The organism is Kribbella italica (genome assembly GCF_014205135.1).
GTDB lineage: Bacteria > Actinomycetota > Actinomycetes > Propionibacteriales > Kribbellaceae > Kribbella > Kribbella italica.
The window spans coordinates 5,292,701-5,305,452 of record NZ_JACHMY010000001.1 but is presented as its reverse complement, the minus strand read 5'-3'; the positions used below and the strand labels follow the sequence as shown (position 1 = coordinate 5,305,452).

General features: G+C 70.5%; 7 protein-coding genes. 6 read left to right on the top strand and 1 reads right to left on the bottom strand.

Annotated elements, in window-relative coordinates; genetic code table 11:
* Positions 1-42 precede the first annotated feature (42 nt).
* From HDA39_RS24680 to HDA39_RS24655, 6 genes are all read left to right on the top strand, one after another.
* Complete coding sequence (locus HDA39_RS24680) at positions 43-2,049, top strand: PPC domain-containing protein (protein ID WP_184798871.1); 2,007 nt, start codon at positions 43-45, stop codon at positions 2,047-2,049.
* Between the two features lie 153 nt (positions 2,050-2,202).
* Entirely contained in the window at positions 2,203-3,495 is a 1,293-nt protein-coding gene (locus tag HDA39_RS24675; RefSeq protein ID WP_184798869.1) for an ABC transporter substrate-binding protein, read from the top strand.
* Entirely contained in the window at positions 3,495-4,424 is a 930-nt protein-coding gene (locus HDA39_RS24670; protein WP_184798867.1) for a carbohydrate ABC transporter permease, read from the top strand. Before HDA39_RS24675 ends, HDA39_RS24670 begins: the two co-directional genes overlap by 1 nt.
* Positions 4,417-5,247, top strand: coding sequence for a carbohydrate ABC transporter permease (locus HDA39_RS24665; RefSeq protein WP_184798865.1), 831 nt, complete (start codon positions 4,417-4,419; stop codon positions 5,245-5,247). Before HDA39_RS24670 ends, HDA39_RS24665 begins: the two co-directional genes overlap by 8 nt.
* A 112-nt stretch (positions 5,248-5,359) precedes the next feature.
* Positions 5,360-6,247 (top strand): MurR/RpiR family transcriptional regulator, encoded by an 888-nt coding sequence (locus HDA39_RS24660; RefSeq protein ID WP_184798863.1) that lies wholly within the window; start codon positions 5,360-5,362, stop codon positions 6,245-6,247.
* Between the two features lie 160 nt (positions 6,248-6,407).
* Positions 6,408-8,621: an FAD-dependent oxidoreductase gene (locus HDA39_RS24655; protein ID WP_184798861.1), complete on the top strand. Its 2,214-nt coding sequence runs from the start codon at positions 6,408-6,410 to the stop codon at positions 8,619-8,621.
* 2,323 nt (positions 8,622-10,944) lie between these two features.
* Here the strand turns inward: HDA39_RS24655 and HDA39_RS24650 are convergent.
* Positions 10,945-12,273, bottom strand: a complete 1,329-nt coding sequence (locus HDA39_RS24650) for an NsdA family TPR-like regulatory protein (RefSeq protein ID WP_238356136.1) — start codon at positions 12,271-12,273, stop codon at positions 10,945-10,947.
* Positions 12,274-12,752: the final 479 nt, after the last annotated feature.

Here is a 12,752-nt window from a genome sequence, read left to right as displayed (position 1 = left end):
GTCAGCCGGCTCGTGGGTAGTGGGGCTACGGGAGGAACACAGATGCATGCGCAGCTGAAACGCGCCCTGATCGGGATGTCGGGGTTGGCGCTGGTCGCCGGCGCCGCCGGTCAGGGGATCGCTGGAGGGTCGGACGCGACGGAGCAGGTGACACCGCTGGAGAAGGCCGCTCTGCAGGCCGGGGTCCAGCTGGCACCGAAGTCCAGCAAGGCGCCGACCGCGGTGGTGGGCGGCAAGCAAGTCGCCGTACCGAACCCGTACCTGGCGAACACGCCGGACGCGACCGCCACCGACTGGTCGTACTGGCACACCCTGATGGATGCCAAGGGCAAGCAACGGGCCAAGAGCAGCGGCCTGGCCGCCAAGACCAAGGCGGCCGGCAAGCCACTGCCGTCTCCTTTGCTGTACGACGAGCAGGAGCCGGACGCGATCTCCGGGGCGAACGACTCCCAGGCCGCCGCCGAGCCGGTGAACGGCTTCGGGACCGGCGCCAACCAGAACCCGCGGCTGCGCATCCTCGGCACGATGCCGAACCTCGCGCCGAGCCAGGTCACCATCCCGGCCGGTACCGAGGACAACGGCGCGATCCCGCTGGCCACCGAGACCGGAATCGGCGTCAACAAGGGCGCTGCCATCACCACCGCGACCCTCGGCGACGGACCGCACGGCCCGAGCGGCGACGGAACCAACGACTTCGACTTCTACAAGGTGACCGCCAACGCCGGCGGTCTGACGCTGAAGGTGAGCACCGAAGGCACCGTCGGCACCGACACCGTGGTCGGCGTCTACACCCCGGCCGGTGAGCTGATCGCCTCCGACGACGACAGCGGCGCGGGCGTCACCAGCCTGCTCACCTTCGACCTGCCGGCCGTGGGCGACTACTACGTCCTGGTCGCCGGCTTCAGCCTGGCCGGTCCGTTCCCGGCCGACCCGAACGACTCCGGCTCAGGCCTGGGTGGCGGCGACACCGGCAACTACCAGGTCGCCCTGTCGGTAGCCCAGGTCGACAAGGACTACTACGCGGTCAAGCTGAAGAAGGGCGACGTCCTCGGTGGCAGCGTGACCGGTTCGGCGTCCCGGCTGGTCGTGCACCGCGTCGACGGCAGCCAAGGCGTCGGGTCGGAGCAGGACGCCTCCAGCCTCTACCCGGTGACCTCGCCGCTGCCCGGCGGCGGCAACGCCGTCTTCGCGTACGTCGCGGAGGAGGCCGGCTGGTACGCCGTGTCGGTCGAGGCCGGGGTCGGCAACTACGACGCCACGGTCGAGGCCTACCGTCCCGGCTCCGAGGTGGACAAGAAGCAGCAGACGATCTTCCTCGACTTCGACGGCGCCCGGGTGAACACGGCGATCTTCGGTGGTCCGGGTGTTCGCACCCTGTCGCCGTTCTCCGCGTTCGTCGCCCGCTGGGGGCTGCCCCGGACGGCCGAGAGCCAGTTGATCACCAGGATCACCGCGACGGTGACCGAGAACATCAAGCAGGACCTGATCGCGAAGGGCCTGAACCCGAACGTCCAGGTCAAGGTGCTGAACAGCCGCGACCACGCCGACCCGTTCGGCCAGGAGAACGTCTCCCGGGTGATCGTCGGCGGCACCATCGCGGAGTCGGGTATCGACACGATCGGGATCGCCCAGACCATCGACCCCGGCAACTTCGGCCACGAAGAGAGCGCGCTGGCGCTGCTCGACGTGCTGTCCGACCCGGCCAACGGGTTCGGTGACCCGTCGATCAACAGCTACCTGCCGGCCGGCGCGCCGGCGGCCCAGAAGATCAAGTTCGTCTCCCAGGTCGTCGCCAACGTGGTCTCCCACGAGACCGGCCACTTCGTCGGCAGCTACCACGTCGACCAGTTCAACACGACGTACAACCTGATGGACCAGGGCGGCAACTTCCCGCTGCTCTACGGTGTCGGTCCGGACGGCCTCGGCGGCACCGCCGACGACGTCGACGTGGACTTCGGCGAGGACACCTACAACCCCAACGAAGGCTTCACCGGCCTCGAGGACACCCTCAACAACACCGCCTGGGCCTTCACCAAGCCCAAGGGCTGACCCGCTGATCGCGGTGCTTCCGCCACTCGGGCCGGCCACCCGGGTGGCGAAGTACCATCCAGCGCTCTGAAAAAGATTTGCACAAAGGGTTGGCAGGAAGAGGCAATCTGGATAATGTCTTGCAGCAATCCACGGTGAGGGGTTGGTGTGAGGATGCGGAACGAGTTGTCCCGGCGTGGGTTTCTCGCCGGGGTGGGTGCGGTGGCGGCGGCTGCGGCGGGGTGTTCGTCGTCGAGCGGCGCGAAGTCGAGTGTGCTGCAGGTGTGGGGTGGGGTGCCGGCGGCGTCGGGGCCGCAGAAGGTGGTCGACGCGTTCCAGGCGAAGTTCCCGCAGTACCAGGTGAACTACACGCGGTTCGTCAACGACGACCGGGGGAACCTGAAGCTCGACACCGCCCTGCAGGGTGGGATCGACATCGACGTGTACTTCACCTACGCGCAGGAGAATCTCGCGCTGCGGGCCGGGTCCGGACTGGCGGCGGACCTGACCGAGCGGGTCCAGGCCGACCCGGAGCTGAAGGTGTTCCTGGACACCGACCAGCCGCGGGCGTTCCTCGACGACGGCCGGATCAAGGCGCTGGCGACCGCGCGGGAGCCGTACTTCGTGCTGTTCAACGAGACGCTCCGCGAACAGGCCGGCGTCGAGCTCCCGCAGGCCTGGACGATCGAGGACTACCGCGCGACGGCCAAGCAGCTGACCACCGCGCAGACCTACGGCTGCTACACGATCCCCGACGTCCCGCGGATCAAGCTCGGCCCGAACTACTGGTACGACGGCGACCGCTCGAACTTCGGCGACCCGCACTTCGAGCAGGCGTTCGCGCTCGGCCGGGAGATGATCGAGGAAGGGTCGGCCTTCCCCTGGCGCGAGGTGCTCGCCCGCCACCTCGCGGCGTACCAGCAGAACTCGTTCCTGCAGCAGGAGTTCCACCTCTGGTCGACCGCGCCGTTCAACCTGCGGTACCTGTACGACGCGAAGAAGTACCCGCACGACTTCAAGGTCGCCTTCGCGCCACCGCCGACCGTGGACGGCGGTGACTGGAACGGCGGTTCGTACAACAACTTCGTGATGGTCAACCCGAAGTCCCCGAAGGCCGACGCGGCCTGGGAGTTCGTGAAGTTCTGGCTCACCGAGGGCTCCGGCCCGATGCTGGCCGGCGGCAAGCTGCCCACGCTCGGCAACGTCACCGACGACCAGATGATCACCGGCGTGCTCGGCAAGGAACCGGACAAGTACTTCGACGTCGACTCGTTCCGCCGGGTCGTGCTTGGTGCCGAGCCGAAGCTGGCCACCGACACCCGGCTGGCCGGCTTCCCCGAGATCAGCCTCGCCCACGGCCAGCAGCGCGACCTGTGCTGGCTGGGCGAGAAGGCCCCCGGCCCTGCGATCCGCGACGTCCGCCGGCTGGCCGACGCCGCGATCGCCCGTACCGAGAGGAGCTCGTGATGGTCTCCGCCACCGTCACCGCGGCCCCGGCCGTGCGGACCGAGAAGCAGCCGGGGATCAGCCCGCGCGGCTGGATCGGCTTCCTGTTCATCGCGCCCAACCTGCTCGGGGTGGTCGCGTTCACGCTGATCCCGCTGATCAGCGTGATCCTGCTCGCCTTCACCGACTGGAACCTGGTCTCCGGCTTCGGCGGCATCAGCTTCGCCGGCCTGGACAACTTCGTGGCCATCGCCAAGGACCCCGGCTTCTGGAACGCCGTCGGCCTGACCTTCGTGTACGTCGGGGTGAGCGTGCCGCTGACCGTCGTACTGGGCCTGGCGCTCGGCATCGCGCTCAACCGGCCGTTGCCCGGTCGCGCCATCCTGCGGGCGATCTTCTTCCTGCCGTACATCGTCAACACGGTCGCGATCGGCATGACCTGGCTGATGCTGATGAACCCGAAGGCCGGCCTGGTCAACCAGGTGCTCGGCGCCTTCGGCCTCGAGCCCGGCTGGTTCGCCTCGTCGCACTGGGCGCTGCCGGCGCTGATCGTGATGGCGGTCTGGGGTGGCGTCGGCTACTGCTCGCTGATCTACCTGTCCGCGCTGCAGGACGCGCCGAAGCAGCTGTACGAGGCGGCCGACATCGACGGCGCCGGGATGTGGGCGAAGTTCCGCACGATCACCTGGCCGTCGTTGCTGCCGACAACGATCTTCCTGCTGGTCATGCTGATCATCGGGGCCTCGCAGGGGTTCGGCCTGATCGCGCTGATCACCGCCGGCGGTCCGGGCGACGCGACCACGACGATCTCGTACTACATGTACCAGACCGGCTTCCAGTTCTACCGGTTCGGCTATGCCTCGGCGATCGGCCTGGTGACGTTCGCCGGCGTACTGGTCCTGACGCTGCTGACCTGGCGCGCCCAGCGAGGGAGGGCTCTGCATGAGTAAGCTCTATCTTCCAAAAAAGTGGGCTTGGGGAATCCCTTTGTGGATCCTGGCGCTGGCCTTCCTGGCGCCGTTCGCGTGGATGGTCTCGACTGCTTTGAAGGCCGACATCGACGCGTACAAGATCCCGATGCAGTGGATCCCGGACCCGTTCCAGTGGGACAACTTCAAGACCGTGCTGGTCGGCGAGACCTCGGTGCTGCCGGCGTTCGGCCGGTCCGTCTTCGTCGCCGTCCTGCGGGTCGCGGGTGAGCTGCTGACCGCGACGATGGCCGGCTACGCCTTCGCCCGGATGACGTTCAAAGGCCGCGACAAGCTGTTCCTGCTCTACCTCGCGACCGCGATCATCCCGGCCCAGCTGCTGCTCGTGCCGCGGTTCATCTACTTCCAGCAGCTCGGCCTGTACGACACGCTGTGGGCGCTGATCCTGCCCGGCATGTTCACCGTGCTCGGCACGTTCCTGATGCGCCAGTTCTTCGTCGCCCAGCCGGCCGAGTTCGCCGAGGCGGCCCGGATGGACGGCGCGAACGAGTGGCAGATCTTCCGCCGGATCTACCTGCCGCTGGCCACGCCCGTGCTCAGCGCGCTCGGCATCCTCGCGTTCGTCTGGTCCTGGAACGACTACGAGACGCCGCTGGTGCTGATCAGCAGCCCCGAGCACTTCACGTTGCCGCTCGGGCTGACCAACTTCGTCGACGAGCAGGGCGCGATCGCGCCCGGGCTGACGATGGCCGCCTCGGTGGTCTCGATCGTGCCGGTGCTGCTCGTGTTCGTCCTGCTGCAACGCCGCTTCATCGCCGCGATGACCCATACGGGAATCAAGTGAGCAGGGAGTCCTCGGTGAAGGGGTGTGCGGCCGACCTCGACGCATCTGTGGATGCTCGGCGACACCGACGGGATCGCGAGTGCCCAGTTCGTCTGTACGTGATGATCGCGGGATGGGAAACGACGTGGACAGAGCTGGTACCCCGAGCCCGTTGCAGCTGGCGAAGCGCGCGCTGCCTGACCTGAACGGCGCGATGCTGCGGGTCGCCGAGCAGATCCTGGCGAACCCGGACGACGTCGCGCGCGGCTCGATCACCAAGCTGGCCGAGGCCGCACGGACCTCGGCCGCGACGGTGACGCGGCTGTCCACGCAGCTCGGGTTCGCCGGGTACCCGGCGCTGCGGGCCGCGCTCGCGATGGAGGTCGGGCGCGGTCTGGAGGCCGGCTGGGCCAGCGACATCGGGCTCGCGATCGGCCCGGCGGACCCGCCCGACCAGGTGCTCAACGTGCTGGCCTCGACGCAGGCCAACGCGCTGCGCAACGCGCTCGCGACGATCGACCTGAACGCCGCGACCCGGGTCGCGGACGCGATCGCGGGCGCCCGGCGTACGCACATCTACGGGGAGTGGGGCGACGCGATCCCGGCCCGCGAGCTGTACATCCGGTTGCTGCGGATCGGCATCCCGGTCTGGTTCTTCGACGGTCCGCAGTCCGCGCAGATCGCCGGCGGGCTGCTCGGCCCGGGCGACGTCGCGCTGGTCGTCACGCGGTCCGGCACCGATCCGACGACCTTGGACTTCGTCCGCCGCTCGACCGCGCAGGGCGCGCTGTCGGTCGCGATCACGGGCGTGGTCGCGTCACCGGTCGGGGAACTGGCCGACATCACCTTCGACACCGGTACGCCGGTCGGCGGCACCTGGACCGAGTTCTTCGCCGGCCGCGCCAGCGACACGTTGACCGCGGGGCTGCTGTTCGTCCTGGTCGCGCAGCGCGTGCCCGACCACCTCACCGCCAACCACCCGAACGGGCCGGGGCAGCCCGTCGTACACCCCGACTTGTAGCCGCCCGCCGCCCTCGCTCCTGGACCACCCACTCCAAGTACCGACCCCCGTCCCGGCCTTGAACCTCGAATCCAGCCCCACCCACTCCAAGTACCGGCCCCCGCCTCAGTCCGCCTCCGATCAGGTTGCCCGCCACAAGCAGACACCGAAAGGTTTCCCCATGCAGCAGCTCGACGTCCACACCGATCTGACCGTGGTCGGCGGCGGTCTGGCCGGCGTCTGTGCCGCGATCGCCGCCGCCCGCCAGGGCCGCACGGTCGCACTCGTGCAGAACCGCCCGGTCCTCGGCGGCAACTCCAGCAGCGAGGTCCGCGTCTGGGTCTGCGGCGCGACCGCGCACGGCGTACAGCACTTCGCGCGCGAGACCGGGATCATGGGCGAGCTGTTCGTCGAGAACCAGTACCGCAACCCGCAGGGCAACCCGTACTACTGGGACCTCGTCGTCCTCGAAGCCGTTCGCGCCGAGCCGAACATCCAGCTGTGGCTCAACACCGACGTCCGCACCGTCGACGCCGCCGACGGCGAGATCCGCTCGGTGACCGGCTGGCAGATGGGCGCGGAGAAGGAGATCACCTTCCACAGCCCGGCGTACGCCGACTGCTCGGGCGACGGACTGATCGGTTTCCTGGCGGGTGCCGAGTTCCGCACCGGGCGCGAGCCGCGGTCGGCGTACGACGAGTCGTGGGCCCCGGAGGTGCCGGACGACAACACGCTCGGCAGCACGATCCTCTTCTACACCAAGGATGCCGGCGAGCCGGTGCGGTTCGTGCCGCCGTCGTTCGCCCGCGACATCACCCAGACATCGATCCCGGAACGGCGGATCATCCGGACCGACGCCTACGGGTGTGCGTACTGGTGGATCGAGTGGGGCGGTTCGCTCGACGTCGTCGACGACAACGAGGCGATCCGCGACGAGCTGCAGGCCGCGGTGTACGGGATCTGGGACCACATCAAGAACTCGGGGCGCTTCGACGCGGACCACCTGACGCTGGAGTGGATCGGGGCGGTGCCGGGCAAGCGGGAGTACCGGCGGTTCGTCGGCGACCACGTGCTCACGCAGCACGACGTACTGGAACAGCGTCTGTTCGACGACCGGGTCGCCTTCGGCGGCTGGTCGATCGATCTGCACCCGCCCGGCGGGATGTACGCGACCGAGCGCGGGTCGAAGCACTGGCACCCGGACGGGAACTACCACATCCCGCTGCGCTCGCTGTACTCGCGCAACGTGCGCAACCTGTGGATGGCGGGGCGCAACATCTCCGCGAGCCATGTGGCGTTCGGTACGACGCGCGTGATGGCGACCTGTGCGGTGCTCGGCGAGGCGGTCGGCGTGGCCGCTTCGGTTGCCTTGGGCAATGACCTGACACCCCGGGCGTTGGCCGTCGAACACTTCGACCTGGTCCGCAACGCCCTGCACCGCGCCGACGCGTCGGTTCTCGGCGTGACCGACACCGATCCGGCCAACCTCGCGCTGTCCGCCACCGCCGAAGCTTCGTCCACCCTCCGCCGCCTGGCCGTCGAGGTCTCGGACGGCTCGCTCGCGCTCGACGCGGACCTCGCGATGGTCCTCCCCGTCGATCCTTCGCTGGACGGCCTTGAGTTCCTGGTGGACGCCGCCGAGGCCACCACTCTCACCGTCGAACTCCACGACCCCCTGAAACCCCAGAACTACCTCCCTCTAGCCCTTCTCTCGTCCGCCTCCGTCGAAGTCCCCGCCGGCGAAAAGCGCTGGGTCTCCGTCCCCCTCTCCTGGCACCCCTCTGTGCCCAGCAACGCGGTCGTAGTCCTGAAGGCCAACCCCGCAGTCGCCGTCCACACCGCTGCCAGTGCTCTCCCCGGCACCCTCTGCTTCTCCCACCGAGACCCCGAACCCGACGAGCAGTACACCGAACAGTTCCGCTCCTGGAAACACATCCTCCCGCGCGCCGGCCTCTGCTACCGCGCCGGCGAATCCAACGCCTACTCCGCGTCGAAGGTCATCGGCGGCTACTCCCGCCCGTACGGCGGCCCCAACCTCTGGTCCTCCGAAGACCTCGCCTGGGACCCGACGCCCACCATTACCCTCACCTGGCCATCACCGGTCGAGGTCACCGAGGTGGTCGTCGTACTGGACGACGACGTCGAAGAGGACCTGATCAACCTCCACCACCACCGCACGCCGTACGAAATCCTCCCGACGCTGCTGCGCGACTACTCCCTCGAGTACCGAACCCCCGACGGCACCTGGCACCCGCTGACCACCACCCTCTCGAACCGCCGCCGCCTCAACCACCATCCGCTCCCCGCCCCCACCTCCCTATCGGCCCTCCGCCTAACAGCCACCGCAACCAACGGCACCCCCCGAGCCCACGTGAACTCAATCCGCGCCTACTAACCGGCCCCTGCGTCAACAGCCGACCCGAGCAAGCCGACCTCCGCACCACCAACCGCCGCCTCAACCGCCGAATCCACCGCCAGCCGCGTACTCACCACCCGCCCACCACCTACTCCCCCCCCCCGATCGGCCGACCCGCCGACGCCCGGCCCGCCCGCCCCGCGGACCTACACGCTCGGCCCACAAACCGACCCACCGGCCCGCCGACCCGTTGGCCCGCCCGACCCACCAACTCACCGGCCCGCCGCCCTTCCCTCCCCACCCACCTGCCCAGCGTTTGCCCCTCCGCCCACCGAGACCTCACCCTGGCGTGCAGGCCAGACCGGACCTGCACCACTCACCAACCCCCAGCACCGACTCCGCCCACCGCTCACCCCCGCCGGTCTGAGCCCAAGCCCCAACGGTTACTGAGTGCTGCACGTTCGCCTTCGCCGCAAAGATCTCGCCCCGCCGCTCTACGACCAACCCGCCCGCACCCCGGCGCCCGCAACCCGGCCCCCGCACCCGGCTCCCGCAACCCGGCCCTCGCGCCCGGCTCCCGCACCCCGGGCGCCCGCACCTGGGCACCCGGCCCCGCACCCCGGGCACCCGCACCCGGACACCAGGCCCCGGGCCTCGCACCAGGGTCCCCGCACCCCGGGCATCAGCACCGGGCACCCGAGCCCGGGGCACCGCACCCGCCCCGTCCGCAACCCGCCCTCGCAGCCGGGCACCGCACCCGGCCTTGCGCCTCCGCACTCCGGCCCTCGCACCCGGACACCCGCGCCCAGGCCTCAGCACCCGGGCACCGCGCCCGGGCCCCCGCACGCGGCACTGCACTCGGGCACCGCGCCGGCGCACCGCACCCGGACGCGGCACTCGGGCCCCGCACACCGGCACTCGGACATCCGCCCGGGCAACGATCCGAACGGCGGGTTGCGCTCTCGATCGCGGCTGCGGACAGTGCGATCGCGCCCCGGCACCCGCGCCCCGGCACCCGCACCCGGGCGCCGCGCCCATGCAGCGCGCCGGGCACCACGCACCCGGGCCCAGTACCCGGGCACCACACCAGGGCACCCGCACCAAGCACCCGGACACCCGCACCCAGGCCCCCGCACACCGGCACCCGCACCCAGGCACCCGAAAGCCGGGGCGCCCGCACCCGGGCACCGCACCCGGCCCCAGCACCCGGGCACCTGCGCCAAGCACCCGGGCACCACGCACCCGGCCCCAGCACCCGGGCACCTGCGCCAAGCACCCGGGCACCACGCACCCGGCCCCAGCACCCGGGCACCTGCGCCGAGCACCCGGGCAATCGGGCACCCGCACCCCGGGCGCCCGCACCCGGGCACCGCGCCCAGGCACCACGCACCCGGCCCCAGCACCCGGGCACCTGCGCCAAGCACCCGGGCAATCGGGCACCCGCACCCCGGGCGCCCGCACCCGGGCACCGTGCCCAGGCACCACGCACCCGGCCCCAGCACCCGGGCACCCGCACCCGGCCCCAGCACCCGGGCACCCGCACCCCGGGCGCCCGCACCGGGGCACCGTGCCCAGGCACCACGCACCCGGCCCCAGCACCCGGGCACCCGCACCCGGCCCCAGCACCCGGGCACCCGCACCCCGGCCCCCGCACCGGACACCCACCCCCGGCACTCACCTGGGGAGCGGTACGGCCCGATGCCGGTCGCGGGCACCAGGCTTGCCAGTGGCATGCCGATGTCTTGTCGAGAACGCGCAGCCGCCGTTGGCGCTCGAGTAGTTGGTGACCGGATGTCTGGGCCGCGATGAGACCGACCCTGCGGTGACGCCAGGGTGCGGCGGTCTGGATTAAGCGCCGATTCGGCCGAGCAGGTGCGGGCGGCGGAGATGCGACGCGGCACGGGGAGAGAACTTGGCTGAGTGGCGTCGGGTGGGATGCGACCCACGGAGATGGAACGGAAGGTCTTGGCCAAACGCCGTGGGCGGTGGAGATGCGGCGCATGGACGGAACGGGACGACTTTGGCCGAGCGGTGGTGGCGGCGACGCGCGGGGCTGGGCGGCCTTGGCTGGGCGGCATGGGCGGTGGAGATGCGACACGTAGGGCTTGCGCGGGACGATCGTGGTCCGAGCGGCCTTGGCGGTGGAGTGGCAACGCGGGGCGGGGACCTTGGGCGCCCGCGGGGTGCCAGATGGAACGTCCGGGCCGGGCCGGCGGCGCCGTCGATCGTCGATGGGCGTCAGGCACTTGAGCCCGGTCTGTCGCCGCGTGGTGTGGGCGGTGGAGGCGCGGCCCCTCGGGGTTGGGCACGGACCTGCCCGACGGGCTGCCCGAGGCCGGGCGATCACTGGGGTCCTGGGGGATCAGGCAGTGTCGGCTAGTGGCTCGGGTTGGGGGCGTTTGGGGAGGCGGAGGAAGGTTCGGGTGGCTACGTGGATCTGGGCGGCGAGGGCTTCGCCGGTGTACCTGTCGGTGCGGGTCATGGCGCTGATTTCGCTGATGCGGTGGATCAGCGGGCGGACGCGGAACTCGATCGGGGTGTCGAGGACGGGCTTGAGGGACTCGAGGGCGCCATCGAGCTCGCCGAGTTCGAGGTGGGCTTTGACCTGCTGGAGGCGGACCATCCGTTCGGCGCCGGCGTTGCGTTTGGAGTCGGGGGCGCGTTCGAAGAGCGCGGTGCTGTGTTCGGCGCAGGACAGGGTCTCGCGGGCTTGGCCCAGGGCTAGGTGGGCGTCCGACCAGAGACCTTCGGCCCGCGCCGGGGTGCAGAGGAGGAAACCGAAGAGCTCCTGGCCGCCGGGCGGTGCGGAGATTCGCTGGGCGTCGGCGAGCGCCGTACGGGCTTGGTCGATGCGGCCCGCGCGGGCGAGGTCGACCGCGAGAGCGCTGGAGAGGAAGAGCTTGGACGAGCCGACGGCGTGCCGCAGTCCGGACTCGGCGTACTCGGCGGCGCGGGTGAAGTCGTCCTGCCAGAACGCGGCGGTGTGCTGCGTGGCGCGCACCCACGCGCGCAGGTCACCGTGGTCGGCGGCTTCGGCGCAGGCCCACGCCGTACGGGTGTGGTTCTCGGCGAGGTCGGGGCGGCCGAGGTCGACCGACATCCAGCCGAGGATGGTGAGCGCCCAGCCGGCCGCGGAGTACAGATCGCGGGTCTGCGTCGGTGACTGGCGCCCGGCGAGCAGCTCGAAGGCGCGGTCGCGGATCGCGCGGGTCCGCAGGAACAGGCCCTTGGTCGGTACGCGCAGGTACTGCCGGCAGACCCGGTCGATGTCGGCCTGTAACTGCTCGACGGTCAGTTCGCCGACGTTCGAGGTCTCCGCGAGCGGCAGGATCGAGACCGACTCGTCGGCCGTCCGGACCATCTCGTCGTCCAGCCCGACCATCGACGAGATGCTCGTGTCGAGCTCACCCAGCCCCGGCCGACTCCCCGGAGAGAAGCCGAGCTCGTTGTCCGTAGCAACGTTCAGGATCTGCCGCAGCCCGGCCCGGTACGCCGCACCCGGCCAGCGCACGACACCGCGTTCGAGCTTGGCGATGTAGTGCCCGTCCAGGTCGTACTCGATCCCGGTCGTCTCCCACAACCATCCACAGACCGCCTCGGCGAGCTCGCCCCTGGACATGTGCTCGCCCGGCGCCCGCCGCGACGGCGTCCGCTCGCGGGCATCCCGCAACAATCCGTTCACCTCCGACATGCCCGCAACTGTAGGAGCGCGACCACGCTCGGTGACCACGAAAACCACCCCTGTGGACGAACTGCCCCACGATGCCCCAACCTGCCCCGCCCATCTGCCCCACAATGCCCCGCGCACCTGCCCCAGCAGGCGATCGGACGGCCCCCCGACCCGTGGCCCTCGACCGAGCGCGGCCCCAACGGCCATCGTTGATACGGCGGGGCTTCCGGTCTTACCCACGACACATCCGGTCATCCCACGACGAATCACATTCGACCCACGCCTCCACACGATCCCCCCGCGACACCCCTGCACGCACAGCTCGGCGACGATCCCCGGGGCATGCTCGCAATCTGTCCCCTTGGCACGTGGGGAAGCCGCTCGATCTGCCCGGGCAGCCTGACCGAGCTGATGCTGACCACCGCGCAACTGCCCCACCGAGTGCTTGGTGCGGCCGTCAGCAGTCATCCTCATGCCCGCCGAACCCCGGATGCCGTCAG

Coding starts and splice junctions, on each gene's coding strand:
- HDA39_RS24655 (WP_184798861.1), top strand. CDS start 6,408: ATGCAGCAGCTCGACGTCCACACCGATCTGACCGTGGTCGGCGGCGGT.
- HDA39_RS24675 (WP_184798869.1), top strand. CDS start 2,203: ATGCGGAACGAGTTGTCCCGGCGTGGGTTTCTCGCCGGGGTGGGTGCG.
- HDA39_RS24660 (WP_184798863.1), top strand. CDS start 5,360: ATGGGAAACGACGTGGACAGAGCTGGTACCCCGAGCCCGTTGCAGCTG.
- HDA39_RS24680 (WP_184798871.1), top strand. CDS start 43: ATGCATGCGCAGCTGAAACGCGCCCTGATCGGGATGTCGGGGTTGGCG.
- HDA39_RS24670 (WP_184798867.1), top strand. CDS start 3,495: ATGGTCTCCGCCACCGTCACCGCGGCCCCGGCCGTGCGGACCGAGAAG.
- HDA39_RS24650 (WP_238356136.1), bottom strand. CDS start 12,273: ATGTCGGAGGTGAACGGATTGTTGCGGGATGCCCGCGAGCGGACGCCG.
- HDA39_RS24665 (WP_184798865.1), top strand. CDS start 4,417: ATGAGTAAGCTCTATCTTCCAAAAAAGTGGGCTTGGGGAATCCCTTTG.